This window comes from Hyphomonadaceae bacterium BL14, from assembly GCA_027627705.1.
In the GTDB taxonomy this organism is placed as follows: domain Bacteria; phylum Pseudomonadota; class Alphaproteobacteria; order Caulobacterales; family Maricaulaceae; genus Oceanicaulis.
Genome location: CP091242.1, coordinates 1,645,581 through 1,669,294, shown reverse-complemented (window position 1 = coordinate 1,669,294; position 23,714 = coordinate 1,645,581). Strand labels below are relative to the sequence as shown.

The 23,714-nt window shown below is 66.8% G+C and carries 23 protein-coding genes, 1 tRNA gene and 1 pseudogene; 9 read left to right on the top strand and 16 right to left on the bottom strand.

From position 1 onward, the window contains the following. Positions 1-42: 42 nt before the first annotated feature. The 6 genes from L2D00_08040 to L2D00_08015 form a co-directional block, all read right to left on the bottom strand. A complete protein-coding gene (locus L2D00_08040; GenBank protein ID WBQ11798.1) occupies positions 43-906 on the bottom strand; it encodes a 3-keto-5-aminohexanoate cleavage protein in 864 nt (287 codons plus the stop codon). Then, positions 903-2,870: a DUF2118 domain-containing protein gene (locus tag L2D00_08035; protein ID WBQ11797.1), complete on the bottom strand. Its 1,968-nt coding sequence runs from the start codon at positions 2,868-2,870 to the stop codon at positions 903-905. The genes L2D00_08040 and L2D00_08035 overlap by 4 nt, the downstream gene beginning before the upstream one ends. Next, positions 2,867-3,670 (bottom strand): enoyl-CoA hydratase-related protein, encoded by an 804-nt coding sequence (locus L2D00_08030; protein ID WBQ11796.1) that lies wholly within the window; start codon positions 3,668-3,670, stop codon positions 2,867-2,869. Before L2D00_08030 ends, L2D00_08035 begins: the two co-directional genes overlap by 4 nt. Beyond that, on the bottom strand, positions 3,663-4,835 hold the full coding sequence (locus tag L2D00_08025; GenBank protein ID WBQ11795.1) for an acyl-CoA dehydrogenase family protein: 1,173 nt from the start codon (positions 4,833-4,835) through the stop codon (positions 3,663-3,665). Before L2D00_08025 ends, L2D00_08030 begins: the two co-directional genes overlap by 8 nt. Before the next feature lie 87 nt (positions 4,836-4,922). Next, a complete protein-coding gene (locus L2D00_08020; protein ID WBQ11794.1) occupies positions 4,923-6,533 on the bottom strand; it encodes a hypothetical protein in 1,611 nt (536 codons plus the stop codon). Then, entirely contained in the window at positions 6,533-7,417 is an 885-nt protein-coding gene (locus L2D00_08015) for an SDR family oxidoreductase (protein WBQ11793.1), read from the bottom strand. The genes L2D00_08020 and L2D00_08015 overlap by 1 nt, the downstream gene beginning before the upstream one ends. A gap of 144 nt (positions 7,418-7,561) precedes the next feature. Here L2D00_08015 and L2D00_08010 point away from each other — a divergent pair, with 144 nt between their 5' ends. The 6 genes from L2D00_08010 to L2D00_07985 all read left to right on the top strand — a co-directional run bounded on the left by L2D00_08010 (position 7,562) and on the right by L2D00_07985 (position 12,670). Further along, positions 7,562-7,975 (top strand): MerR family DNA-binding transcriptional regulator, encoded by a 414-nt coding sequence (locus tag L2D00_08010; GenBank protein ID WBQ11792.1) that lies wholly within the window; start codon positions 7,562-7,564, stop codon positions 7,973-7,975. Positions 7,976-8,053: 78 nt separating this feature from the next. Beyond that, on the top strand, positions 8,054-8,830 hold the full coding sequence (locus L2D00_08005) for a glucose 1-dehydrogenase (protein WBQ11791.1): 777 nt from the start codon (positions 8,054-8,056) through the stop codon (positions 8,828-8,830). Between the two features lie 5 nt (positions 8,831-8,835). Continuing rightward, positions 8,836-10,047, top strand: a complete 1,212-nt coding sequence (locus L2D00_08000; GenBank protein ID WBQ11790.1) for a hypothetical protein — start codon at positions 8,836-8,838, stop codon at positions 10,045-10,047. A gap of 64 nt (positions 10,048-10,111) precedes the next feature. Continuing rightward, a complete protein-coding gene (locus tag L2D00_07995; GenBank protein WBQ11789.1) occupies positions 10,112-11,173 on the top strand; it encodes an SMP-30/gluconolactonase/LRE family protein in 1,062 nt (353 codons plus the stop codon). Further along, positions 11,170-11,958 (top strand): SDR family NAD(P)-dependent oxidoreductase, encoded by a 789-nt coding sequence (locus L2D00_07990; protein WBQ11788.1) that lies wholly within the window; start codon positions 11,170-11,172, stop codon positions 11,956-11,958. The genes L2D00_07995 and L2D00_07990 overlap by 4 nt, the downstream gene beginning before the upstream one ends. 100 nt (positions 11,959-12,058) lie before the next feature. Beyond that, a complete protein-coding gene (locus L2D00_07985) occupies positions 12,059-12,670 on the top strand; it encodes a hypothetical protein (GenBank protein WBQ11787.1) in 612 nt (203 codons plus the stop codon). Between the two features lie 334 nt (positions 12,671-13,004). On the opposite strand, the gene L2D00_07980 is transcribed toward L2D00_07985, so the two are convergent. Beyond that, positions 13,005-13,081, bottom strand: a tRNA-Ile gene (locus L2D00_07980). A gap of 242 nt (positions 13,082-13,323) precedes the next feature. Between L2D00_07980 and L2D00_07975 the strand changes: the two genes are divergently transcribed. Next, on the top strand, positions 13,324-14,034 hold the full coding sequence (locus tag L2D00_07975) for an SIMPL domain-containing protein (GenBank protein ID WBQ11786.1): 711 nt from the start codon (positions 13,324-13,326) through the stop codon (positions 14,032-14,034). Here the strand turns inward: L2D00_07975 and L2D00_07970 are convergent. The 7 genes from L2D00_07970 to hfaA all read right to left on the bottom strand — a co-directional run bounded on the left by L2D00_07970 (position 14,031) and on the right by hfaA (position 19,889). Then, entirely contained in the window at positions 14,031-14,444 is a 414-nt protein-coding gene (locus L2D00_07970) for a PaaI family thioesterase (GenBank protein ID WBQ11785.1), read from the bottom strand. The genes L2D00_07975 and L2D00_07970 overlap by 4 nt on opposite strands. Beyond that, the gene (locus tag L2D00_07965; protein ID WBQ11784.1) at positions 14,441-14,974 is read right to left on the bottom strand and encodes a PaaI family thioesterase; all 534 of its coding nucleotides are present in this window, start codon (positions 14,972-14,974) and stop codon (positions 14,441-14,443) included. The genes L2D00_07970 and L2D00_07965 overlap by 4 nt, the downstream gene beginning before the upstream one ends. 41 nt (positions 14,975-15,015) lie before the next feature. Continuing rightward, complete coding sequence (locus L2D00_07960) at positions 15,016-15,822, bottom strand: hypothetical protein (protein WBQ11783.1); 807 nt, start codon at positions 15,820-15,822, stop codon at positions 15,016-15,018. A gap of 119 nt (positions 15,823-15,941) precedes the next feature. After that, positions 15,942-17,114, bottom strand: a complete 1,173-nt coding sequence (locus L2D00_07955) for a saccharopine dehydrogenase NADP-binding domain-containing protein (protein ID WBQ11782.1) — start codon at positions 17,112-17,114, stop codon at positions 15,942-15,944. A 160-nt stretch (positions 17,115-17,274) separates the two neighbouring features. Continuing rightward, entirely contained in the window at positions 17,275-18,513 is a 1,239-nt protein-coding gene (hfaD, locus tag L2D00_07950; protein WBQ11781.1) for a holdfast anchor protein HfaD, read from the bottom strand. Then, the gene (hfaB, locus tag L2D00_07945) at positions 18,428-19,420 is read right to left on the bottom strand and encodes a holdfast anchoring protein HfaB (protein ID WBQ11780.1); all 993 of its coding nucleotides are present in this window, start codon (positions 19,418-19,420) and stop codon (positions 18,428-18,430) included. Before hfaB ends, hfaD begins: the two co-directional genes overlap by 86 nt. Further along, complete coding sequence (hfaA, locus tag L2D00_07940) at positions 19,413-19,889, bottom strand: holdfast anchoring protein HfaA (GenBank protein WBQ11779.1); 477 nt, start codon at positions 19,887-19,889, stop codon at positions 19,413-19,415. Before hfaA ends, hfaB begins: the two co-directional genes overlap by 8 nt. Positions 19,890-20,000: 111 nt before the next feature. Here hfaA and L2D00_07935 point away from each other — a divergent pair, with 111 nt between their 5' ends. Further along, positions 20,001-20,681 (top strand): rhomboid family intramembrane serine protease, encoded by a 681-nt coding sequence (locus L2D00_07935; GenBank protein ID WBQ11778.1) that lies wholly within the window; start codon positions 20,001-20,003, stop codon positions 20,679-20,681. A 58-nt stretch (positions 20,682-20,739) separates the two neighbouring features. Here the strand turns inward: L2D00_07935 and L2D00_07930 are convergent, their stop codons facing one another. Next, complete coding sequence (locus L2D00_07930; protein ID WBQ11777.1) at positions 20,740-21,336, bottom strand: GDYXXLXY domain-containing protein; 597 nt, start codon at positions 21,334-21,336, stop codon at positions 20,740-20,742. A gap of 899 nt (positions 21,337-22,235) precedes the next feature. Continuing rightward, positions 22,236-22,634 (bottom strand): annotated as a pseudogene (locus L2D00_07925) (DUF2157 domain-containing protein). Positions 22,635-22,724: 90 nt separating this feature from the next. On the opposite strand from L2D00_07925, the gene L2D00_07920 reads away from it, so the two are divergent. Further along, the gene (locus L2D00_07920; protein WBQ11776.1) at positions 22,725-23,156 is read left to right on the top strand and encodes a CBS domain-containing protein; all 432 of its coding nucleotides are present in this window, start codon (positions 22,725-22,727) and stop codon (positions 23,154-23,156) included. Positions 23,157-23,714: the final 558 nt, after the last annotated feature.

Genomic DNA, 23,714 nt, shown 5'->3' with positions numbered 1-23,714 from the left:
GCCAACCTCCCGTTATCGCGCCCCGTCCGCTGCCGGCAGGGTCTAGTGTGCCAGTCCCATGATCTTACGGGCTTCTGCAGGCGACGCCACCTCACGTCCGGCGTTTTTCGCGCACTGTGCCAAGGCCTCGATCAGCGCGCCATTGCCCGCTGCCCGTTCGCCGTCGGGCAGGTAGAAGGTATCCTCCAGACCGGTGCGCAGCATGCCGCCAAGCTCGGCCACGCGCTGGTGGACCGGCCAGATCTCGGCGCGCCCGATCAGGGTCGCCTGCCAGGGATCGCCCACACGCTTGTAATCAATCAGCAATTCCAGCAGCCGCGCATCGCACGGCATGCCCGAGGCGACGCCCATGACGAAGTTGTAGTGGGCTGCCGGGGCCATGCCGTTCTCGATGAACATGCCCACGCTGCGCACAATGCCGACATCGAAGCATTCGAACTCCGGGTGCGCGCCCACCTCGGCCATGGCGTCGAGCATGGTCTGGATTTTATCCACCGGATTGTCGAACACCATGGGCGGCCAGGCCCAGCTGCCATCGCTGCGCAGTTTGAGGTAATTGAGTGAACCGGCATTGCAGGCGGCGATCTCCGGCCTGACCCGTTTGATGCACGCCACGGGGCCCGACACGTCCGGCCCGACAATGCCGGTAGTCTGGTTGATGACCACGCCCGGGCAGGCATCCCGGATCGCATCGATGATGGACGCGGCCACCTCAGGGTCCCAGCTGGGGAAGTGGCCGACGCCGTCTTCCTGCATGCGGAAATGGACATGCATCACGCTGGCCCCCGCATCATAGGCCTCGCGCGCGCTGGCCGCCATTTCCCGCGGAGTCACCGGGACCTTGTGGGTCTTGGGATTGGTCAGCACGCCATTGAGCGCGCAGGTCAATACAGCCTTGTCCATCATGCCTTGTCCTCAAGCTTGAGTTCGATCAGCAGCGCGCCGCCGTTGGCCTGTTGGCCCGGTGCCGTGTGTACCGCCGCCACCACGCCATCGGCGGCGGCGGTCAGGCGCATTTCCATCTTCATGGCTTCCATCACCGCCAGCACATCGCCGGAGGTCACGCTGTCACCGGGCTTCACGTTGACGGCCACCACCGCGCCGCTCACCGGGGCCGTCAGGCGTGAGGGGTCGGCCGCGCCGGCACCGGCCAGCAAGGCCGGCTCGCGCAGCACCGCGATGCGGTTGTTGAGCGCGACATGCACCGCCCCGTCTGCGTCCTGCAGCGCCAGGCAGCGCCGGTCCACGCCATCAAGGCGGTAGCGCAGGCGCGGCCCGTCGCGATCCAGAAGGGTGATATCGTGGCGGTTATCCCCCATCGTGACGGTGAGCGCGCCGGGTCCGGCCTGCTCCACCATGGGCTCAACGCGTGTCCCGTCGACGTCGAGCGGCAGGGCGAAACGCGTGACAGACCCGGACCGGATCACCCCTGGCGCGTGTCGTGCCAGGAGCAGAGCGGTGACAAGAACAGCCTCTGTGGGGACATCAGCGGGCGCAAATGGACCCGTGCGTGCGCCCGCCCATTCGTCCAGGTCGGAAATGGTGAGGGCACCCGCCCGGAACGCCGCACTGTCGATCAGGCGGATCAGAAGATCGCGATTGGTCTTGACCCCCAGCAAGGGCGCCTTGGCCAGACCCGCCAGCAACATGTCGACGGCTTCAGCGCGGTTCGGCGCCCAGGCGATAATCTTGGCCACCATGGCGTCATAGGCGGTGGAGATGGTGTCGCCGGTCACGAAGCCTGTATCGATGCGCACCTCGCGCCCGGCGTCGTCCGGTTCGAACCAGGCGATATCGCCCGATTGCGGCCTGAACCCGTCGAGGGGGTCCTCGGCATAGAGGCGCACCTCTATCGCGTGGCCGTTGAGATCGATCATGTCCTGGCCAAACGGCAGGGCGAAGCCTTGCGCGATCAGGAACTGCCACTCGACGAGGTCGACGCCATTGACCATTTCGGTCACAGGATGCTCGACCTGAAGCCGGGTGTTCATCTCAAGGAAGTAGTAAGCGCCCGACGCATCCAGCAGAAACTCCACCGTGCCGGCACCCACATAATGGACGGCCTTGGCGGCGCGCACCGCGTCCGCGCCCATGGCCGCGCGAAGTTCGGCGTTGACGGCGGGGGAGGGGGCTTCCTCCACCACTTTCTGGCGGCGGCGCTGGGCCGAGCAATCGCGCTCGCCCAGATGGATGATGGCACCCTGCTGGTCGCCAAACACCTGCACCTCCACATGGCGGGCGGTCTCGACCAGTTTCTCCAGGAGCACCGCGTCATCGCCAAAGGCTGATTTCGCCTCGCGCCGGGCCGAAGCCAGCGCCTCGGCGAACTCAGCGGCGTTGTGCACGGCGCGCATGCCGCGCCCGCCGCCGCCCGCCACCGCCTTGATCAGCAGGGGAAAGCCGATGGTCCCGGCTTGCCGGGCCAAGTTGTCGTCCGACTGATCCTCGCCTTGCCAGCCGGGCACGGTGGGCACACCCGCCTTGATCATCAGCGCCTTGGCGCGCGCCTTGTCGCCCATGGCGTCTATGGCGTCAGGCGGCGGTCCGATCCAGATGAGGCCGGCCCCGATCACCGCGCGGGCGAAGGCGGCGTTCTCCGACAAAAAGCCGTAACCGGGATGGATGGCGTCGGCACCCGTGGCTTTTGCTGCCGCCAGGATCGCCGCGCTATCGAGATAGCTTTCAGCCGCCGGCGCCGGGCCGATGCGCACCGCCTCATCGGCTTCGCGCACATGCATGGCCAGCGCATCGGCGTCGGAATACACAGCGATGGCGCGCATTTGATTGGCTTTGGCGTGGCGCAACACCCGCACCGCGATCTCGCCGCGATTGGCCACCAGGACAGAGCGGATAAGGCGGGGCGCGGTCATCCCTGCACCCATTTCGCCGGGCGCTTTTCCAGGAACGCCGTCAGGCCTTCAGCGCCTTCTGCACTTTTCACCGCGGCGGCAAACACGGCTGCAGCGTCATCAATGAGATCGCCCGCATCATTCAGGCGCGCCTTGCGCATCAGGCGCTTGGTGGCGGCGATGGCGTTGGGGGCACCTTTGCGAATGTCGCCCAGCACGCCGTCCAGCGCCTCGACCAGGGCGTCCTCACCGTCACACACGCCATGCACCAGTCCCAGCGCCAGCGCGGCGCGGGCATCGATCTTTCCACCGGTGACCGCCAGGCGGCGCGCCTGCGAATAGCCCAGACGCTCCACAAGGAAAGGCGCGATCTGGGCGGGTACCAGGCCGAGGCCCGTTTCAGGCAGACGGAACAGGGCGGTCTCGCGCGCCAGCGCCACATCGGCCACGCAGGCGAGGCCAAATCCGCCCCCCATCACCGCGCCGTCCAGGACCGCGACCACCGGCAGGCCGGTCTCAGCATAGGCTTTGCACAGATGGCCGAACCGTGCATTCACGCGCGCCGCCGGGTCCACCCCGTCGGTGCCCGCAGCGCCTTGCGCCGCGCCCATATCCTTGATGTCGCCGCCCGAACAGAAATGCCCGCCGGCCCCGCGCAGCACGATGGCGCGCGCAGGGCCGGCCTCAGCCGCCGCCAGCGCGGCCAGCAGCTCATCCACCATGGCCAGCGACATGGCATTGCGCAGTTCGGGCCGGTTCAGCGTGATGTGGACCACGCCGGCGCGGGCCTCGACGCTGAGGGTGTCCCAGGTCTCAGGCATTGCCTTCCACCGGTTTCTTGCGCCGGGGCAAGGTGCCTTCCAGCTTGGCGATAATGCCCAGCATGATCTCGTCGGCCCCGCCGCCAATGGACACCAGGCGCCCGTCGCGGAAAGCGCGCGCGATGGGGTTGTCGGCCGTGTAGCCCATGCCGCCCCAGTATTGCAGGCACGCGTCGGCCACTTCGCGCGACAGCCGGCCGGTCTTCAGCTTGGCCATGGAGGCGAGCTTGGTGACGTCCTTGCCGGCGATGAAATCCTCCACGGCGCGGTAGGTCAGCGAGCGCAGGGCCTCGACCTCGGTGCGCAGCTCGGCCAGGCGGAAATGCACCACCTGATTGTCCAGGATCGGCGTGCCGAAGGTCTTGCGATCGCGGGTGTATTCGATGGTCAGATCAATCTGGCGGTCCAATGCCTTGAGAGAAGACGCCGCGCCATAGATGCGCTCTTCCTGGAATTGCAGCATCTGATAGAGGAAGCCCGCGCCTTCATCGCCGATCCGGTTACGCTTGGGCACGCGCACTTCATCGAAGAAGAGCTGCGCGGTGTCGGACGAGTGCATGCCGATCTTGTGGATTTTCTGGCGGCTGATGCCCTTTTCGTTCATCGGCACGATGATCAGGGACTTGTTCTCGTGGGCCTTGCCGTCGGACGTATTGGCCAGCAGGCAGCACCAATCGGCCTTCATGCCGTTGGTGATCCACATCTTGGTGCCGGTAATGACGTAATCATCGCCGTCGGACACCGCTTTCGTGGTCACCGCCGCCACGTCCGAGCCGCCGCCCGGCTCTGACACGCCCAGGCACCCGACATAATCGCCGGTGATGGAGGGGGTCAGGAATTCCCGGCACAGGTCTTCAGAACCGAAATTGGCCAGCGCCGGTGTGCACATATCGGTGTGGACGCCGATGGCCATCGGCACGCCGCCGCAATTGATCAGGCCCAGCTCCTCGGCCATCACCATGGAGTAGGACATGTCCAGCCCTGCGCCGCCATACTTCTCCGGCCAGCGCAGGCCCAGAAGGCCCAGATCACCCATCTTCTTGAACAGGGCGTGGGACGGAAACTCGCCCGCAGCCTCCCATTCCTCCACATGCGGATTGATTTCCTGGGTGATGAATTTCGCGACCGTGTCGCGCAATTGCTCGTGCTGCTCGGTGAACTGCATGTCTGGTCTCCTTTCGGTGTCCTCCGCCGCCTGCGGAGGAGGTGTCCCGGGCGCAGCCCGGGACTTAGAGGGCAAGGCGCGCGCGGTTCAGAACCGAGCCACGCCGAAGGTGTTGGGCCGCAAGGTCCGCGCCTCGGCTTCGGCACAGATATTCAGGCATTCCATGAGGATGGCGCGGGTATCGCGCGGATCAATGATGCCGTCATCCCAGAGCCGGGCCGATCCAAACAGCGCCTGGGACTGCTCGTTGAGCCCCTGTTCGATCATGGCGCTCATCTGGGCCAGACCCGCTTCGTCTGTGTCCTGACCATCGCGGGCATTCTTGGTACGGGTGACGATCTCCATCACCTTGGCGGCTTGCGCGCCGCCCATCACGGCGGTGCGCGCGGTGGGCCAGGCGAAGATGAAGCGCGGATCGAACCCGCGTCCGCACATGCCGTAATTGCCCGCGCCGAAACTGCCGCCCAGCACGATGGTCAGCTTGGGCACGCGGGCATTGGCCACGGCCTGGATCATTTTCGAACCGTGCTTGATGGCCCCCTCGCGCTCGGCGCGCGTGCCGACCATGTAGCCGGTGGTGTTCTGGAGGAAGACCAGCGGTGTGCCTGACTGGTCGCACAGCTGGATGAACTGTCCCGCCTTCATGGAGCCTTCAGGCTGGATCGGACCGTTATTGCCGATAATGCCCACAGGCCGCCCGCCCATGCGTGCATGGCCGCAAACCGTCTCGGCGCCATAGCGCTCCTTGAACGCCAGGAAGTCCGATCCGTCCACGATGCGGGCAATCACCTCGCGCACATCCCACGGCGTGCGGTCGTCGGGCGGGATAATGCCCAGAAGCTCGTCAGCGTCATGGAGCGGGGGGGCACCGGCGCCGGGCGGCGTGGCGGCGTCCCAATTGAGCTTGTCCATGATCTCGCGCGCGCAGGCGAGCGCTTGCGCGTCATCATCGACGATGTATTCGCCAAGGCCCGTCACTTCGGCATGGAGGTCCGCGCCGCCCAGGGATTCGTCATCGGCGTCTTCGCCAATGGCGGCTTTGACCAGCGGCGGCCCGGCCAGGAAGATTTTCGATTTCTTGCGCACCAGCACGACATAGTCTGACAGGCCCGGCAGATAGGCGCCCCCGGCGGTGGAGGAGCCGTGCACCACGGCGATCTGGGGAATGCCGGCGGCGCTCAGGCGCGCCTGATTGGCGAAGCTGCGCCCGCCATCAACGAAAATCTCCGCCTGATACAGCAGGTTGGCACCGCCCGATTCCACCAGATGGATCATGGGCAGCTTGTTTTCGAGCGCGATCTCCTGGGCGCGCAGGGCCTTCTTCAGACCCATGGGCGCGACAGTACCGCCCTTGATGGCGCTGTCGGAGGCCGAGACCACGCAGCGCTTGCCGGCCACCACGCCAATGCCGATGACCGACCCGCCGCCCGACGCGCCGCGCCCGCCATCATCGTCGTGCATTTTCAGGCCGGCCAGCGCCGAGAGCTCGAGAAACGGCGCATCGCGGTCGACCAGAAGGGCCACGCGCTCGCGCGGCAGGATCTGCCCGCGTTCGGCAAAGCGCTCGCGCTTTGAGGCGGAGTTGGCGCGCACCTTGTCTTCGAGGCCGCGCGCCTCTTGCAGCTTCCCGGTCATCGCGTCGCGCGCGGCGGTGAACGCCTCCGAAACCGGATTGAGGCGTGAGACAATCGCCGGCATCAGCCCTCTCCGCGCAGCACGGCCGGGTCAACCGCCCGGTGAAACCCGTTATACACCGGCGCGGCCTCGTGGGCTTCCAGCGGCCAGTGGCGTCCGCCCAGGGGCGCGCCGCCATCCACGCGCAGCATCGTTCCGGTGATGAAGGCGGCTGCGGGGCTCAGCAAGAAGGTCACTGCCGCAGCGATCTCGGCTTCCGACCCCAGGCGCTGGGCGGGCAGATGCTGTTTGAGATAGGGGATCATGGCGCGCACCGCGCCGCCATAGGTGTCCATGCCCGACGAGGCGACCCAGCCGGGCGCCACGGCGTTGACGCGCACGCCGTGCCTGGCCCACTCCACCGCCGCCGTCATGGTCAGATTCTCCATGCCGGCCCGCGCGGCGCCCGAATGGGCCATGCCGGGCATGCCGTTATGCATGTCGGCGGTGATGTTCACCACCGCGCCGCCATGGTCTTTCAGGCTCGCCTCGAATACCGCCTTCATGACCAGAAAACCGCCGGTCAGATTGGTGGCGACCACCGCGTCCCAGCCCTTTTTGGATATATCCTTGATCTCGGCCGGGAACTGCCCGCCGGCATTGTTGACCAGGCCATGGATCACACTGTGGCGCGCGACAATCTCCGCCACGCCCGCGCGCACCGCCTCTTCGTCGCGAATGTCGAAGGCCTGGGTATCCGCCTGTCCGCCATCAGCGGTGATCTCTGCGGCGACGGCGGTAAGCTTGTCCGGCTTGCGCCCGGCCAGCACGACCTGCGCGCCCAGCGAGGCCAGCTCATGGGCGATGCAGCGCCCGATGCCGGAGCCGCCGCCGGTGACCAGAATGACCTGGCCTTCAAACAGGCCGGGCCGGAACACGCTGTCATAACGGGCTTGCGTGTCGGTCATGCGGCCCCGTCTCCTCCCTGACTGGTCCGGCGATACATGCCGCCACGATCCAGAACGCCAGCCTCTCCTACGCTGACGTATACGTCAAGGGGCTCTTGTTTGCGTCAGCTGCCTTGGCTAGGCTGCGGGCACGGGAGACAGGCCATGGGCGCGAACATCAAGGACGGCGCAGCCAGCGAGACGCTGTACGGAATCGCCGAACTGGCGCAGGCCCATGGCGTCAGCCAGCGCACCATCCGCTTCTATGAGGACAAGGGGCTGCTCAGCCCGCGCCGTGTCGGGGGGCAGCGCGTCTACGGCGAGGCTGATTCAAAGCGTCTGTCGCTGATCCTGCGCGCCAAGGCGATCGGCACGAAGCTGTCTGACATCCGCATGTTTCTGGAGCTCTATGGCCGCGAGGGTGAGGGCCGATTGCGCCAGCTGGAATTTGTCATCGAGAAGACCGCCGCCGAGATCGAGGCGCTGGAAGCCAAAAAGCGCCAGATCGACCAGACGCTGGCGGAACTCAGGATCATCCATGACGGCGCGCGCGAGCGGCTGGCCCGCCGGCGCGGCTGAGGGCTCGCCACTGCGCATTTGCCCCGCTAGGGTGCGCCGCAACACATCTCAAACAAGACTCAAAACGGGAGGAATTCCATGTCCGAACAGGATCTGTCGCTCAAGGGCAAGGTCGCGCTCATCGCTGGTGCCAGCCGCGGGATTGGCGAGGCTGCGGCCAAGCGCCTGGCGCGCAATGGCGCCATGGTGATCTGCTCCAGCCGCAAGCTGGACGATTGCCAGCGCGTGGCTGACGAGATCAAGGCCGAGGGCGGCCAGGCCCGCGCCATGGTCCTGCATCTGGGCGAGGCCGAGCACCGCGAAGCGGCGATCGAATCGATCCAGAAGACCGAAGGCCGGCTGGACATCCTGGTCAATAACGGCGCCACCAGCCCGTATTTCGGCGAGGCCGCCAAAACCCCGGACGGCGCCTGGGACAAGACGATGGAGGTCAATGTCAAAGGCCCGTTCTTCCTGTCCTCGCTGGCGATTCCGATGATGTCGGCCCAGGGCGGCGGCTCGATCATCAATGTCGCCTCCATCAACGGCATCCGTCCGGGATTCTTCCAGGGTGTGTACTCGGTGTCGAAAGCCGCCGTGATCTCCATGACCCAGGTGCTGGCCCAGGAATACGGTGCCCACAAAATCCGCGTGAATGCCCTGTGCCCGGGCCTGACCGAGACCAAGCTGGCTTCGGCGCTGACCGCCGATCCTGCGCTGGACGACATGATGAAGCGCAATTTCTCGATCCAGCGCGTGGGACAGCCTGAAGACATGGCCGCGGCCATCCACTTCCTGGCGAGCGATGCGTCGAGCTACATGACCGGACAGTGCCTGATCATCGATGCGGGCATCACCGCGCGCGGGCCGCTCTGACGCCGATGCGCACGCGCGAGGCCTGCGCGGCGCTGGACGCCGCCGATCCGCTCAAAGACCGCCGGGCGCTGTTCGCGCTGCGGGCAGGCGATATCTATCTCGACGGCAATTCGCTGGGGCCGCCGCCAAACAGCGCGCTCAAACGGCTCGACACGGCGGCACGTCAGGAGTGGGCTGAGGGCCTGATCGGGTCATGGAATGCGGCCGGCTGGATGGATCTGCCGCTGACGCTGGGCGCAAGGCTCGCCCGCCTGATCGGCGTGGACGGTGATGAGGTGATCGCCATCGACACCGTCACCATCAATATCTTCAAGCTGGCCGCCGCCCTGATTGCGCGCGAGGGCGGGGCGCTGGCCGCCGAGGCGGGCGAGTTTCCCACAGACGGCCATGTGCTGGAGGGCCTGTCGCGCATGTCCGGCGCGCCCTTCCACCGCGTGGCGCCCGATACCCCGCCGTCTGAATTGCCGGACGACGTGCGCGTGCTGGTCAAAAGCGCGGTGCATTACAAAAGCGCGCGCATCGCCGATTTCGAGCGCTGGGAGCGCGAAGCCGCCGCGCGGGGCCTCTCCATCATCTGGGATCTCAGCCACGCCACGGGCCTGGTGGACCTGAAGCTCAAGGCCTGGGGCGCGCGATACGCCGTGGGCTGCGGGTACAAGTTTTTGAATGGCGGCCCCGGCGCGCCCGCCTTCCTCTATTGCGCACGGGGTGAGACGCCAAAGCTGGAGCATCCGGTGACCGGCTGGCTCGGGCATGCCCGGCCGTTCGGGTTTGAGGACCCCTACGCCCCGGCGGACGGCATCGTGCGCTGGCGCACCAGCTCGCCCTCCATCCTGGCGCTGTCCACGCTGGACGGCGCGCTGGACGCCTATGACGGCGTGGATATGGCGCGGGTGGAGGCCAAGGCCGGCGTGCTGGGCGACATCCTTCTGGAGCGCGCGCAAGCGCTGGGGCTCGAGACCGCGTGTCCGGGCATTGGCGAGCGGCGCGGCGGCCATGTGGTGCTGCGCCATGAGCAGGGCTACGCCATCGTCCAGGCGATGATCGCGCGCGGCATGACCGGCGATTTCCGCGCGCCGGACCTGATGCGGTTCGGCTTCAACCCGCTCTACCTCTCCCATGTGGAGGTGTTCGATGCGGGCGCGGCGCTGGCCGAGGTGATCGAGACACGCGCCTGGGACCGGCCGGAATTCACCACCCGCAAGGCGGTGACCTGATCACGCTTGCGCGTCCCGTCCGCCTCGCGCACGCTCGCGCCAACCATAGCCGGGGAGGGCTGTCATGACGCGCTGGATTGTCTCGATCATCGCCACGCTGGTGCTGCTGGTGGTGCTGGCCGCCTACGGGCCCGGATCGCTGAGCGCCGTGAAGTTCGAACCCACACCGCCCGATCCGGCGCTGGCGGCCCTGTTCGATATCGAGCCTGTGTCTCCTGAAATCCGCGAATCCGGTCTCATCGGCGCGGAGGACATCGAGCCCGGCCCCGATGGGCGGCTGTATGCCGGGCTGCAGGACGGGCGCATCATGGCGCGCGACGCGGATGGCGGCTGGAGCGAATTCGCCCATACCGGCGGGCGCCCGCTGGGGCTGGGCTTTGGTCCTGACGGCACGCTGTTCGTGGCTGACGCGCTGCGGGGCCTGCTCATGCATACCGGCGGCAATGACTGGGAGGTCTGGCTGGCGCAGGAACCCGAAGGCCGCCTGGTGTTCACCGACGACATCACCGTGCTGGCCGACGGCTCGGTCATCCTGTCGGATGCGTCCAAGCGCTATGGGTATGGCAACTACATGACCTCCTATCTGGAGGGCGAGGCGACGGGCGTCATCTACCGCGTGCGCGGACCGGATGAGTACGAGGTGCTGGCCGATGGCCTCGCCTTCGCCAATGGCGTTACCCACGATCCGGCGACGGGCGTTGTCTATATCAACGAGACCTGGGCGGCGCGGGTCTGGACGCTGGACCCGGATACGGGCGTCCTGGAACCCTTCCTGGACGGCCTGCCGGGTTATCCTGACAACATGCATTTCGATCCCGAAACGGGCCTGTTGTGGATCGCCATGCCGTCCTTGCGCGCCGCCGACATCGAGGCGCTGCACCCGCGCCCCTTCGTCAAGCGCCTGATTTGGCGCTGGATCCAGATCGCCGGCCTGCCGCCTCTGCCGCCGCGCCCGGTGATGATCCTGGCTGTGGATCGCGACGGAACGCCCGTTCACGTCATCCACGGGCCGGACGATCAGCCCTATGGCGCCACCGGCATGGCCCCCTGGCAGGGCCGTATCTGGGTCGGCGGGCTGGAGCGCGAAAGCGTGGACGCGTTTGCCTGGCCAGAGACGTTGCCATGACCCAGACGGCCCTGATCACCGGCGGATCCAGCGGCATCGGGCTGGAAGTCTCCCGCCGTCTCGCCGCGCGAGGCTGGCGCTTGCTGTGGGTCTCCTTGAGCGAAGACGAGATCGCTGCGGCGCGCGAGGCGCTCCTCGCCACACTCCCCGGCGCGCTGATTGAGGGGCTGGCCCTTGATCTCGCCGTCCCGGATGCGCCGCAGCGCGTGTTCGAGTGGGCTGAAACTCAGGGCGGCTGCGATCTCCTGATCAATAATGCCGGGTTTGGCGTCTACGGCCCGTCGTCCAACCTGGCGCTGGAGGCCGAGCAGGCGATGATCGCGGTCAATATCGCAGCGCTGCATGCGCTCACGCGCCTCGTCCTGCCCGCCATGACGGCGCGCGGCGGCGGAACCATCGTCAATATCGCGTCCAATTCCGCCTTCGTGCCCGCGCCGGACCTCGCCGTCTATGCCGCCACCAAGGCCTTCGTGAAGCACTACTCCGAAGCGCTCACTGCCGAGCTGGAGGAGGCGAACAGCCCGGTGCGGGTGATGACGGTGTGCCCGTCCGCCATATCCGACACGCCCTTCCTCAAACGCGCCGGGATGGAGGGCGTGCGCACCTTCACCAGCTTCACCGCCACCACCGCCGAAGAGGTCGCCAGCGACATCATCGCCGGGCTCGACCAGAACCGCCGCTTCGTCCTCACCGGCGCCGCCATGCGCCGCGCGATGTGGCTGATGAAGCTCGCGCCCGCGCCGGTGCTGCGGTGGATGACGCGGCGGGAGACGCGGAAGGTTTGAGGGGTGAGATGAGACGGTATTAAGTTGCAACCATAACGCGCTTTCCGCTATCTTTGATGAGGCGGTGAGGGCGGCATTGTGTTGGTGGCTGATGGGTGACTTGGTTCTGCATACCGTCCTGAAGCGGTCAGACGAGTATGATTACGACTACCTCGAAGAAATGGCGAAAAGCATCGCCAATTTATCTGTTCCTGTAAAAATACATTGTATCCATGACGATTTAAATAGCGCGCCTTCAATAGCAGGCGTGCATTTCATACCGATGTGCGTTGATTTACCCGGATGGTGGGCAAAGCTGAACCTGTTCCTGCAGCTTCCAGGAGGCTTTATCTATGCGGACCTCGACACGGTTTTCGTGCACGACTTTACCTGGATGTGGATGCTTGGGGAGCGCAGCTATCTGTTGAGTGATCTGGTGTCTCCGGAACTCGCGCAGTCAGGCCTGATGATCCTGCGCCGAGACGCAATTGATCGCGTGAGGCGGTACGTCTGGATGCACGGTATGGAGGGTGTGATGAGCCGGTTTCGCGGCGACGGCGAATTCCTGCACTGGCTCCTAGATGATCATGTTGGCCGGATCCAGGACGCTGCCCCGGGCCGGGTCGCTTCCTATATGGTTGCCAATGTCGCGCAGAATGGCGTGCCGAACGGGGCTTCTATTGTCTGCTTTCATGGCCTTCCCAGGCCGCGCATGGTGGGCTGGGTGACATGATGCATCGCGCTGCAAACAGTCCGCTTCAGCCTGCGCGCGAGGCTCCGCCCGCTTTCCAATCCTACCCGCAGCGTCGGCCATGACCGTCCGGGCGGAGCGAGGGAGGACGCAGCCCCGCGGCGAAGCCCCGCACCCAGCTACGCCGGAGCGAAGCCCCGGCTTCGCCGAGGCGAGAGCGCAACCCGCGCGCTCGCAGCTTTAGCGAGGACCTACCGGGCGGAGCGAGGGAGGACTAAACAGGCACACCCCGAACCCGCAGGGTTCGCAAGGGCGACCGCCCGCCCGCAGCGTCAGCGAGGACCGACCGAGCGGAGCGAGGGAGGACCAGGAAAAATGGTGGGCCCGGAGGGACTCGAACCCCCAACCAAGCGGTTATGAGCCGCCGACTCTAACCAATTGAGCTACAGGCCCGGCGCGATTGCGCAAGGGCGGTTTCATAGCGCGGACATGCGCGCGCGCCAAGCGCGCATCGCCAGCCGGGTGTCCCGGGGCGCGCCTCGCCCCACACCCATCTGTGTCAGCGCATCCTGATCTGCGCCGTGGTAGAGTGCCGCATCTCCCGGAGACTGCCGCGCGGGCGCCCCATTGGTGCCGTGATCGGCGGCTGATCTGGGCCGTGCGGTCCATCGGGCCGCCAAAACAGGAGCTTACCCATGCGCCAACTTGCCCTTCTTGTCATGCTACCGGTCATGCTGGCCGCCGCACCCGCCGCTTTCGCCCAGTCCGAGGCCCCGGAACCAGCGCGTCTGGACCTGTCCGCCACGGGCAGTGTCACGGTGACGCCGGACCAGGCCCATATCTCGTCCGGCGTGGTGACGCGTGGCGACACTGCCGCCGACGCCTTGCGCGCCAACAGCCAGGCCATGACCCGCGTGTTCGCCGAACTGCGCCGCGCCGGCGTGGCCGAGCGGGACATGCAGACCCGCCAGCTGACCGTGTCGCCGGTCTATACCCAGCCGGGGCGCGATTCGAACCAGTCGCCCCTGATCACCGGCTATGAGGCGCGCAATACCGTCACGGCGCTGATCCGCGATCTGGACCGCACCGGTCAGGTGATCGACGCCATGGTGACCGCTGGTGCCAATCAGCTGGAAGGCGTGCGCTTTGGCTATTCGGGCGAGGACGAGGCCCGCAATGAGGCCCGCCGTGCGGCGGTGGCCGAGCTGCACGCCCTGCGGGACCTCTACGCGGATGCAGGCGGGTTCCAGATTGTGCGTCTGGTGAGCTTCTCTGAAAGCGGCAGCTACCGGCCCGAGACCGCGATGTACGCCATGGCCCGCTCCGACAGCGCCTCCACTCCCGTCGCCGCCGGCGAAATCACCATCGAGGCGACCGTCAACGCCGCCTGGGAGATTGAAGGCTAACTGGCCGAGCCGGACGGCTTGACCAGGAAATGACCATGGAGCGTCGCGACCGGAGCGGCGCGGCGCTCCTGCCAGGCTTCCACACGCACATTGGCCACGCGAGAGCCTTGCCGGGTGATGGTCGCGCGGGCATAGACATCCGCCGGGCGCACCGGGCGCAGATAGTCGATGGACACATCGATGGGCTTGGGCAGAGCGGCCAGATCACTGGCGGCCAGCAGGCCGGCCGAGGCCGTGATCTCCATGAAAGCCCCTATTGCCCCGCCATGCAGGGCCGGGATCAGCGGATTGCCCACCAGCGCCTCGGCGTAGGGCAAAATGCCCGTCAGCTCATCGCCATGATCGTCAAAGCGCACGCCGAGGCGGCGCACATAGGGGCTGTTCATCAGCAATGACAGGCGCGCGCTCATCGTGCGCCCCCCGCCTGGCCCGGGCCCGGCGTGCGGGTATAGGGGCCGGCGCGCCCCGCCTCGATGTCAGCGCGTACGCGCTCGGCGGCTTCCTGGCTGACGCGCGACACCATGAAGGCGGCATGAGATGTCGCCACCGGATCATTTCGGTCGCCGTCATGGGCGATGGCGCTGACAAAGGCGATGAGGCCGGAGACCTTCACCGTATGCGCTTCGGCGATGATCGCGCGGCCCGGCGCGGCCGGGCGCATATAGTCGATGCGCAGATCCAGCGTCGCCAGGGCCTTGTCGCCACCCAGTCCGGCAAACGCTGCCGTGCCCGAGGCGTGATCCAGCAGCGCCGTCACCACGCCGCCATGGGTCACGCCGGTGTCGGGATCGCCCACCAGGTCTTCGCGATAGGGCGCGCGCACGACAGCTTCGCCCGGCCGCACCGCGTCCAGCACAAAGCCGAGATCGGCGGCATGGGGGCTGCCGGCCACCAGAAGCGGTGCCAGCTGGTCGAGCCTTGATTGAAGATCGTCTGTCATGAGCGCCTAGTTAGCCGCGCGCAGGCCCCAACGCCAGTGCGTCAGGCGGCGCGCCGCCGGGCGGTCAGCCGCTCCAGGCTGTCCACGATTTCAGCGCGCACTTCGCCGGGCGCGCCGTGCAGCGCCTCCAGCTTGGCCAGTGTCGCGCGATGCAGCGACGTGATTTGCGCTTCTTTCGGCCCCAGCGACTCGGCGTTTTCCAGGCTGCGCGCCAGCGACCGGCCCACGCGCTCGGCCAGGGGGTCTTGGCGCCGGCGCATGCGCACAATCATGGCGTAGGCCTGGGCGCGGGCTGCCTCGATGGGCGTGGTCAGGCCCGCTGTCACATCCACATTGCGCTTGAAGGCGGCCTCCGAACCCGGACGGATGCGCCGGTCGGGTCCGGCAAAATGCTCGCTGCGCACAAAGGGGCGCCGGCGCTGCACCAGCTGGTCAAGGCGGACAATGATGTCTTTGGGAGCCACGGGGCGCAGCACGAGCGCGTCCACGCCGCTATCGCGCGCGCGCTCCATATCGGTCATGTCACGGCGCGAGGACACGATGAGCGAGGGCGCGAGCCCTGCCGGGCTGGCATCCTGACGCATGCGGCGCACCAGATCGGCGGCGTCGCCCGCCTCGGGGTTGTCCAGCCAGCCTGCCACCAGAATCGCGCGCCGGGTCTGACGCATGAACCAGAGTGCGCCCTCGGCGTCGTCCACGGCGGTGATACGCTCGGCCCCGGCATGGCGCAGAATGTCGACGGTCAGGCGGCGCAGAAATCCGCTCGGCTCGCACAGCACGATGGGCCGCAGGCGCCAATCGGTTTTCGCGCTGACGCGCGCGGCCTTTGCGGGGGGCTGAACGGTCACGATGCGTCTCTCCTCTTCAGCCCATTTCTATAGAGCTTTAGAGGGGTGCGCGCCGCTCAATTCGGGCAATAGGGTGAATGGCGGGTTTACGTTGACCCGCCATCACCGTGCCTGACCCCTCAATCCTCGATGCGGAAATACAGCCCGGCCTTGCCGGTCAGGCGGGCAATTCCCGCTTCGCGCAGGGCCGGGGCGGGCGTCCACACGCCGCCGGGCGTGGCCTCGCGGCTGACATCGCCTGCCAGAGCCAGCGCGCATTCGCTGATCATGCGCGAGGTCGAGCCATAGCCGGGATCGAGATCCCCGCCGGCCACTGCAGTCAGGCGCGCGCCATTGGTCATCTCGCCGGTGAACATGATCTGGTAATGGCCCGCGTCGCGTTCGGCACGCGAAGGGCCCTCGCCGGGCTTGGGCGGGTTCTCGGCCATGGAGCGGTCCTTGGCCACATGGTTCGCGATCGCCTCGCCCTGCTCGCCCGGCCCGGTCAGCAGCATCTCGTCATAGACAAAGTCCGTCCCGTAGAGATGGCCCAGCAAAAGGTTGGAGCGGTGGATATTCTTGGTGTTGATGGCGGCCATCATGAACGGGGCCGACCAGCTGCCCAGGTCTTCCTCGTAAAGCGGTTTGGCACCGTGTGGCTGATCCGGGCCGCGGAAGTCCGGGGTCAGGGAGAAGGGGTCTTTGAGCCAGTTGATCACCTCGGGCTCGCGTGCCGCGCGGGCCATGGTTTGCGCAAAGCTCGCCGCCGTACCGCCCGAGAATGTGCCTTTCATCTTGCGCACCCGGCCCTTGACCCGGGTGATCGGCTTGCCGCTGCGGGCAATGGCCTCGCGCTGCAGGACATAGACGCCGAAATCAAAGGGCACTGAATCAAAGCCGCACGACAGAACGATGCGCGCGCCGGACGCTTTGGCCGCGGCGTCATAGCGGTGGATGATATCGCGCATCCAGGCCGGCTCGCCGCACAGATCGACATAATCGGTCCCGGCCTCAACACAGGCGGCGACCAGCGGCTCGCCGAAATTCTGGTACGGCCCGACGGTGGTGATCACGACCCTGGCACGCGCGGCCAGGGTTTTCAGCGAGGCGGCGTCCGCACTGTCGGCGGTGATCAGCGGTGTATCGCTGGCGGCACCGATCTCGTCGCGCACGGCGGCCAGCTTGTCAGCCGATCGCCCCGCCATCGCCCAGCGCACCGACGCGCCGTATTGCTGGTGCAGGTATTCGGCGACAAGGCGGCCGGTAAAACCGGTGGCACCGAAAACGATCACGTCAAATTCGCGCTGGCTCATGGACTCTCTCTGCTGACTGAAAGCGGGCTGGTTCTGTCTGGATGGCGCATGGTTTCACACCTGAAGCGCGCCGAACAGGGTGTAGTGGCACCGCACGGCCCAAAGAAAGACCCCCGGATCAGGGCGATCCGGGGGGCGAGGTGCAGGCTGGGTGCGGGTTTCAGTTCGGGCTGCGGCTGGAAAAGGTCGCTGCATTGCCCACGGCCGTGGCCGAGCTGGAGATGAAGGGCGTGTAGCCGGGCGAGTTGATCTGTGCGCGCGCCGTCACCGGTCCCGAATTGGTCTGGTTGATATTGGCGGTCAGTCCCACCGGGCACTCTGAGCAGATATAACCCGACTGGGCGTTGCCGATGGCCGAGGCCGAGGCGGTGATGCCGCCGCCCAGGCCCGATCCGCCATTATGCCCGCCACTGAACAGGGCCTCGCCGGTCACGGCCCCGGAATTGACCTGGCCGATCCCGCTATACGCGTCTGCACCGATATTGGAGACCAGCGCGTTATTGCCGACGCCATGGGCGCTGATCGCCGCGACGCCATTGGAAAACTCGCCCAGATTGACCACCGTGCGCGCCGTGACGCCGCCGCTATTGCTCTGCGTGCCCTGAAGATGGGCATAGCCCCAGTCATTGGTCATGACGGCGGTATTGCCTGCCGCTTCCGTCGCCGCCGTCAGCCCCCAGTGCACGTCGCGCGCCGTGATGTCGGCTTCGGCGGTGACTGTGCCGGACTGGGACTGGTTGATGAGGGCGACCGGATCGGCCTCGTTACCTGACGCCTGCAGGCTGTTGCCCGACGCCTGAACGGCGGCGGCCACATCCTCGATGCGCGCGTCTTCAGCGGCCAGGCGTGCGCCCGCATACGTGTCGCCTGCGGCGGTCTGGGTCAGGTCGATGGCCTGGCTGCCATTGGCCCCATTCACCTCGACCGCATTGGCGGCAGCGACCGATGTCTGGATCACATGCGCGGTGTAGTCGGCGACGCGCAGCTCGGACAGGGCGCTGACGCGCGAGCCGGCGGCGGCCTCCTGGGTCAGGTCCATGTCCAGATCGCTCAGGCTCTGCACGGTCATGCCATTGCCCTGTGCCACGGCACCGGAAATGATCCATGACCAGATTTCATCCGCCTCGACGCGCGAGACCGAATCCGCCGAACCAGTGAAGGACTGCCCCCCGGTCACCGAGGTCCAGTCGGTGACGAAGCCGGTGGCCGCATTGGCTTGCACCATGGCGGTGGAGTTCACCGATTCGCCGACCCCTACCGTCACCGCGTCCGAAGCTGCATTGGCGGCGGAATTGGACTGGTTGAGGGTGACCCTACTGGTAGGTTCCGCGAAGCTGGCTGCGGAGATCAGCATCGCGGCGGTTGTGCCCGCGATCAATGCTTGTGCGTGCCTGGACATAGGGAGCCTCCGTGGGGGCGTAACGGGTTTGAAGCTGGACGCCGCCGGTCGAATTCGACGGACCGAGCGGGTCGGCATAGGCGCAGACCCGGTCCGGGCTGACGCCATAAAGCGTGGCGGTCATTTCCAGGACGGCGCGCTCGACCACCGAGCGGACGGCCAGCTGGATCGGTTCCAGCGAACGGCCGCCGGCCGATACGTCCACCACGGCGTCGCCGAAGAAGGCAAACACGCCGGCCGACAATTCGCGGCCGATGATCTGTTTCTGGTAGGACACCACATCGACCACCTCGAGTGTGCGCGAATCGATCAGGCGCAGATCAAGGCCGACATTCATCACGTAGACGCGGCGCGAGAACACGCCCGAGGGGCTGGAATCGACGCTGTCACCCGCGAACAGGTCCTGGCCGTTGGAGCGGATATTGGCGTTCAGCTCAGTGACGCCGCCCACCAGATAATAGTCCGAGCCCGGGATCGAGCCGGCATAGATCTGACGAAAACCCTGCTCTTCGCCCTCGTCGGTGATCAGCTGGTTATTGGCGTAGCGCAGCTCCAGCTCGGCCACCGAAGTGTCGAACCGCTCCACCAGGCGCACACCGGCCTTGGCCAGCGCGCTGATCGCCATCAGCGAGGCACCCTGGGTGACGCGGGTGCCGCCTTCGGGTGCCATCTGGCCGGTATAATCGGCGATGCGTCCCACAGCGATACGCGGCGCGGCGCGTCCGGCCTGACGGGCGTGGGATGACATGCATACCAGCGCCTGCGAATAGGGCGTCGGGTTCGGGGTGACCGGCGCGCTGCCGGTCGGTGTGGCGTACAGCCCGTCCGAGCCCGGCGTGCTGGTGGCGCAGGCGGTGACGCTCAAGGCGGACGCCGCCACAGCGAGAAGGGTGCGCAGCTTAGTCATTGTCGCTGTCTCCCGTTACCGGCGCCGGACCGGCATTGGCCGATGTCTGACCGGCATTGGCCGTGACCTGGCCGGAATTGATCTGGCGGCTGTTGACCACGACGGTGTTGTAATTGCCGTTCACCACCACGTTGAGCTGATTGGCGATGGCGGTGGCCTGATGGAAGGTGTAGCCGGTCCCGGCACCTGCGCCGTTCTGAACGCCGCCGCCGAGGCTGGCAGACCCCTGGGCGAAGGCGCTGGCCTGAGCCGAAACACCGACACCGGTCTGGATGATCCCGTTGATCACCACCCGGTTGCCGGCCCGCGAACGCGCTCCGGCAAAGGGCTGGCTGACGTCCTGATGGGACTGGCCATAGGGCCGGTTCCATTCTGACGGATTGGACTGCGGTGCCTGGGCGCTGGCGCCCGCCGCAATGAATGCAAGGCCGGCAAGAGCGGCGGGGAGGGCTTTGAGGGGGCTACGCATGGTCTATGTGTCCTCTTTGAAGACTCGATTGACCGGTCTGCTGCAACCTCCGTGCCACGCCGCTGTGCCGGCCGGAGGCCAGACCCGCGCTATATGATGTAAGGAAACGCCATGACCGGTCCGGATCCCGATACACGTCCGCCACCCCCCGTGCAGGCGCCGCGCCAGCCGATTCTGACGGGGCTGCCGCCGGTGATCGCCCTTCTGCTGGCGGTCATGATCGGCACGCACGCTCTGGACTGGTGGTCGGTCAATCAGGGTGACGGCGCTTTTCATGGCTGGCTGGTAGACACCGCCGCCGTGCGCACCGGCGACACCGCAGACCGGTTCGGGACGGGCCCGCTGGGCGGGTTTGCACCCTATCTGGCGCATGTCTTTTTACATTTTGGCTGGGCGCACCTGCTGCTCAATGCCGGGGCACTGCTGGCCTTTGGCGCGGCGGCGGCGCGGCCCTTCGGGACGGGCCCGGTCGGATCGGCGGGCTTCCTTGCCTTCTTCTTTGCCTGCGGGCTGGCGGGGGCGGGCCTGCATGCCCTGGTGCACATGAGCGAGGCCAGCGTCATGGCCGGGTCATCGACGGCGGTGATGGGATTGCTGGCCGCGGCCGGCTGGGCCCAGGGCGGCCGCCGGGGCATGCTGCGCCTGGCGGTGCCCCTTCTGGCCCTGCACGTCGTGATGATCCTGGCCGATCCCTGGCTCAGCCTGCCCATCGCCTGGACAGGCCATGTGGGTGGGCTTTTGGTGGGGATGATCGCCTATCCGGCCTTCGTACGGATTTTCGCGCGGCCTTAGAGCACTTTCAGCGAAAGCGGGGCCCGGTTTCTCGGTTCGAAACGGCTCAATCAAGAGCCTAAAACAACCGGTCCAGCCGATCCTCGCCGTCAATCTCCAGTCCCTTGATGACGGCATTGCCTGAATTGCTGACCGATACAATCAGGCGCAACCGCGCCTCCTCGCGCATGTATTCCAGCTCCAGAGCTTCATCCCGGCTGGCATAGTAGCGTTCCAGATTATAGTGCACACGCAGTTCGCTGCGGGCGCTGTCCCGGTCGCGCACCCGCTCGCCGTCTGCGTCCGTGACCTGGTCGACGCGCTCCATCACGCGCTCCACCTTGCCCCGGATCACCACGCCCTCTCCGGGATGGCGGTCATGGACGCTGGCCGCGGTCCAGGTTCCGGTCTCGCTGTCACGGCGCAGGGAAACGTAGACATCGCTGCCGCGTGAGAATCCGGTCTGGACGGGGCCGTACGCGTTCAGGTCCAGCCGGTGAAGCGGGGTTTCAATCACGACATAATGGCCCAGCAGCGGATCGCGCGGATCGACCGCCAGCATGTCCAGCCGGATTTCAGTTCCGCCCGCGCGCTGCGCGGCATGCAGACCGGCCATGGCGATCAGCACGGCGCCCATCGCCAGCGCCATCACGATCAGGCGGACGGGCGCGGTCATGGCTGATCTCCGGTCTGTGCCGAGGAGGCTGGCGCGCGCCTGCGCGCCCAGCGCCCGATAACGATGGACAGGGCGATCAATAGAAGCCCGCCAATGAAGAAGAAGGCTGCAGTGCTCAGAAGATCACCGAACAGGCGCGCATAAACGTAAAGCGATTGCAGCGCGAACACGGTCACGCCCAGCGCCCCGGCGAATCGCCGACCGGGCGCCGCGCCCGCCAGCACCAGTGCGGCGGCACCGGCATAGATGACCGCGCCAAGCGTCATTTCGGCAGCGGTTTCGTTCATCACAACGGCGGGCCAGGCGAGCACGAACGCCGCCGCGAGCAGCAAAGCCGCCGCCGGCCCGCGCTCCAGCGTCTGCGCGCGCAGGCGCCAGAAGCTCAAGGCCGCGAACGCCACAAACGCGACGCCGGCGATGATCGCATAGGCGACAGCCGGCCCGGTCCGGTGGCTGCCGACAAAGTCTGCGCCCTGCAGCGCCAGCGCGCCAAACGCCGCCGCCCATGCCGCCCAGCCCGCCAGCACGCCCGCCCCCGCGATGCGCCGGTCCAGCGCCAGCGAGGCCGCCATGGCCAGGGCACCCGATACAAGGATGAAAGCGCACAGCCAGTAGCGCGTATCACTGTCGAAATGGCCCAGGGCCTCGAACAGGGCGTGGCCGGTCCACACCACCAGCCCCGCGGCCAGAAGATGCAGCGTCACGGACGATTTCATCTGCACGGCCGCCCATGCCGTCGCCACCCACAGCCCCAGATAGCCCCAGACCGGGCCCGGCGCGAAGGGATTGCCGGCCTCAAGCCCCGCCCAGAGCGCACCCACGCCGGCCGCCAGTACCAGAACCGGGCGCGAGGGCACGATCACAGCCGTGGCCAGCGCACCCGCCGCCCAGATCAGCACGCCGGTATTGCGGAACGCGCTCATATTGAAAGTCTGGGCCGTCAGCATGATCGCCGCGCCGAACAGCGCCGCCCCCAGCAGCGCCAGGGCATGGCCCAGCGCCGGAGCGCCACGGGCGAATGCTGCGGCTGCGCCGGCCAGGCTCGTCCACAGCGCGGCGAGAATCAGGATGAAGCGGGCGAGCTTGGGTAGCTCGCTCCAGTTGGCACCGACAAAGCTCAGCGCCGCGAGTGCCAGCAGAACCGCCCCGAGAATCGCCGCGGCCCCTGCTACGCTCCAGCGGCGCGCAGCCGGCGCGGCGCTGTCGAGAATCGTCTGGCGGTTCTGTGCCGGCACCAGCCCGTCGGCAATCCACCGGTCGAGATCGCGCGCCAGCCGTTTGAGATATCCGTCCGCCATGCTGTCCCCGTCTTCCCGGACGCGGGTTTGCGCCGCCCGCCGCCTTCAGGCATGATCATATCCGATATCGCCACATCGAAGGAGGCGAATATGACGGCAGGCAAAATCCTGTCCGACAAAGGCTCGGACGTCGTTACGATCCGGCCGGAGGACACGCTGGAAACCGCGGTCCGGGTGTTGCGTGAAAAACGGATCGGCGCTGCGGTGGTGCTGGGCAATGACGGCCAGCCGGCCGGCGTCTTTTCCGAACGCGATCTGGTGCGCATGGTGGCCGACCACGGCGCGGCGGCTCTGTCCATGCCGGTATCGTCCGCCATGACACGCGGTTTGATTACTGCCGGGCCCGGGGCACACGTGGACGAGCTCATGGGGATGATGACCGACCGGCGCGTGCGCCACATCATCATCCTCGATTCCGGGCGCATGACCGGGGTGGTCTCCATCGGCGACGTGGTCAAACGCAAGATCGCCGACGCCCAGGCCGAAGCCGAGACGCTCAAAGCATATATCGAAACAGCCTGAGTCCGCCTGTCAGGCCAAGGCATCTGCCCCGGGCCGCTGAGCCGCAATGCAAAAAAACCGTCATGAGGGGTTGCTCCGGTCCGGGCAGGGGGATAGAACCCCCCTCCTCGGCGGCGGACTGCTTCGGCTCCGGACGCAAACGGGAACGCGCCTCACGGCAAATTCCTCTTGCGGACAGCATCGAAGCGCTTCATACTGCTGAGCCTCTCCGCTTCGGACGGGAGTTCATCGACGGCGTGTCAGCCGCGCCGAGGAAGAGCTTTTTGCTCTTTTTCGCCCGGCAGATAACGCTGACAAGAACTTCATTCGGGGCGGTTGACACGGGAAGCGCCAGTCAATAGACACCGCGCTCCTCGCCGTCATATGCATCGCTGGAAACGAGTTTTCAGCGCACTGCAAAGAGGCGATTGACTTCGGAGTGGCGCGTCAGTAGACACCGCGCTCCTTGCAGACCGGGCGGCTCGCCAGAGCAGTCCGGGGCGGAAAGACCGGGCTGCGGCCCGCCTGGATGCCGGCTCTTTGACATCGTTGGAAATTGGAAAGAGAAACGCAGGCGGC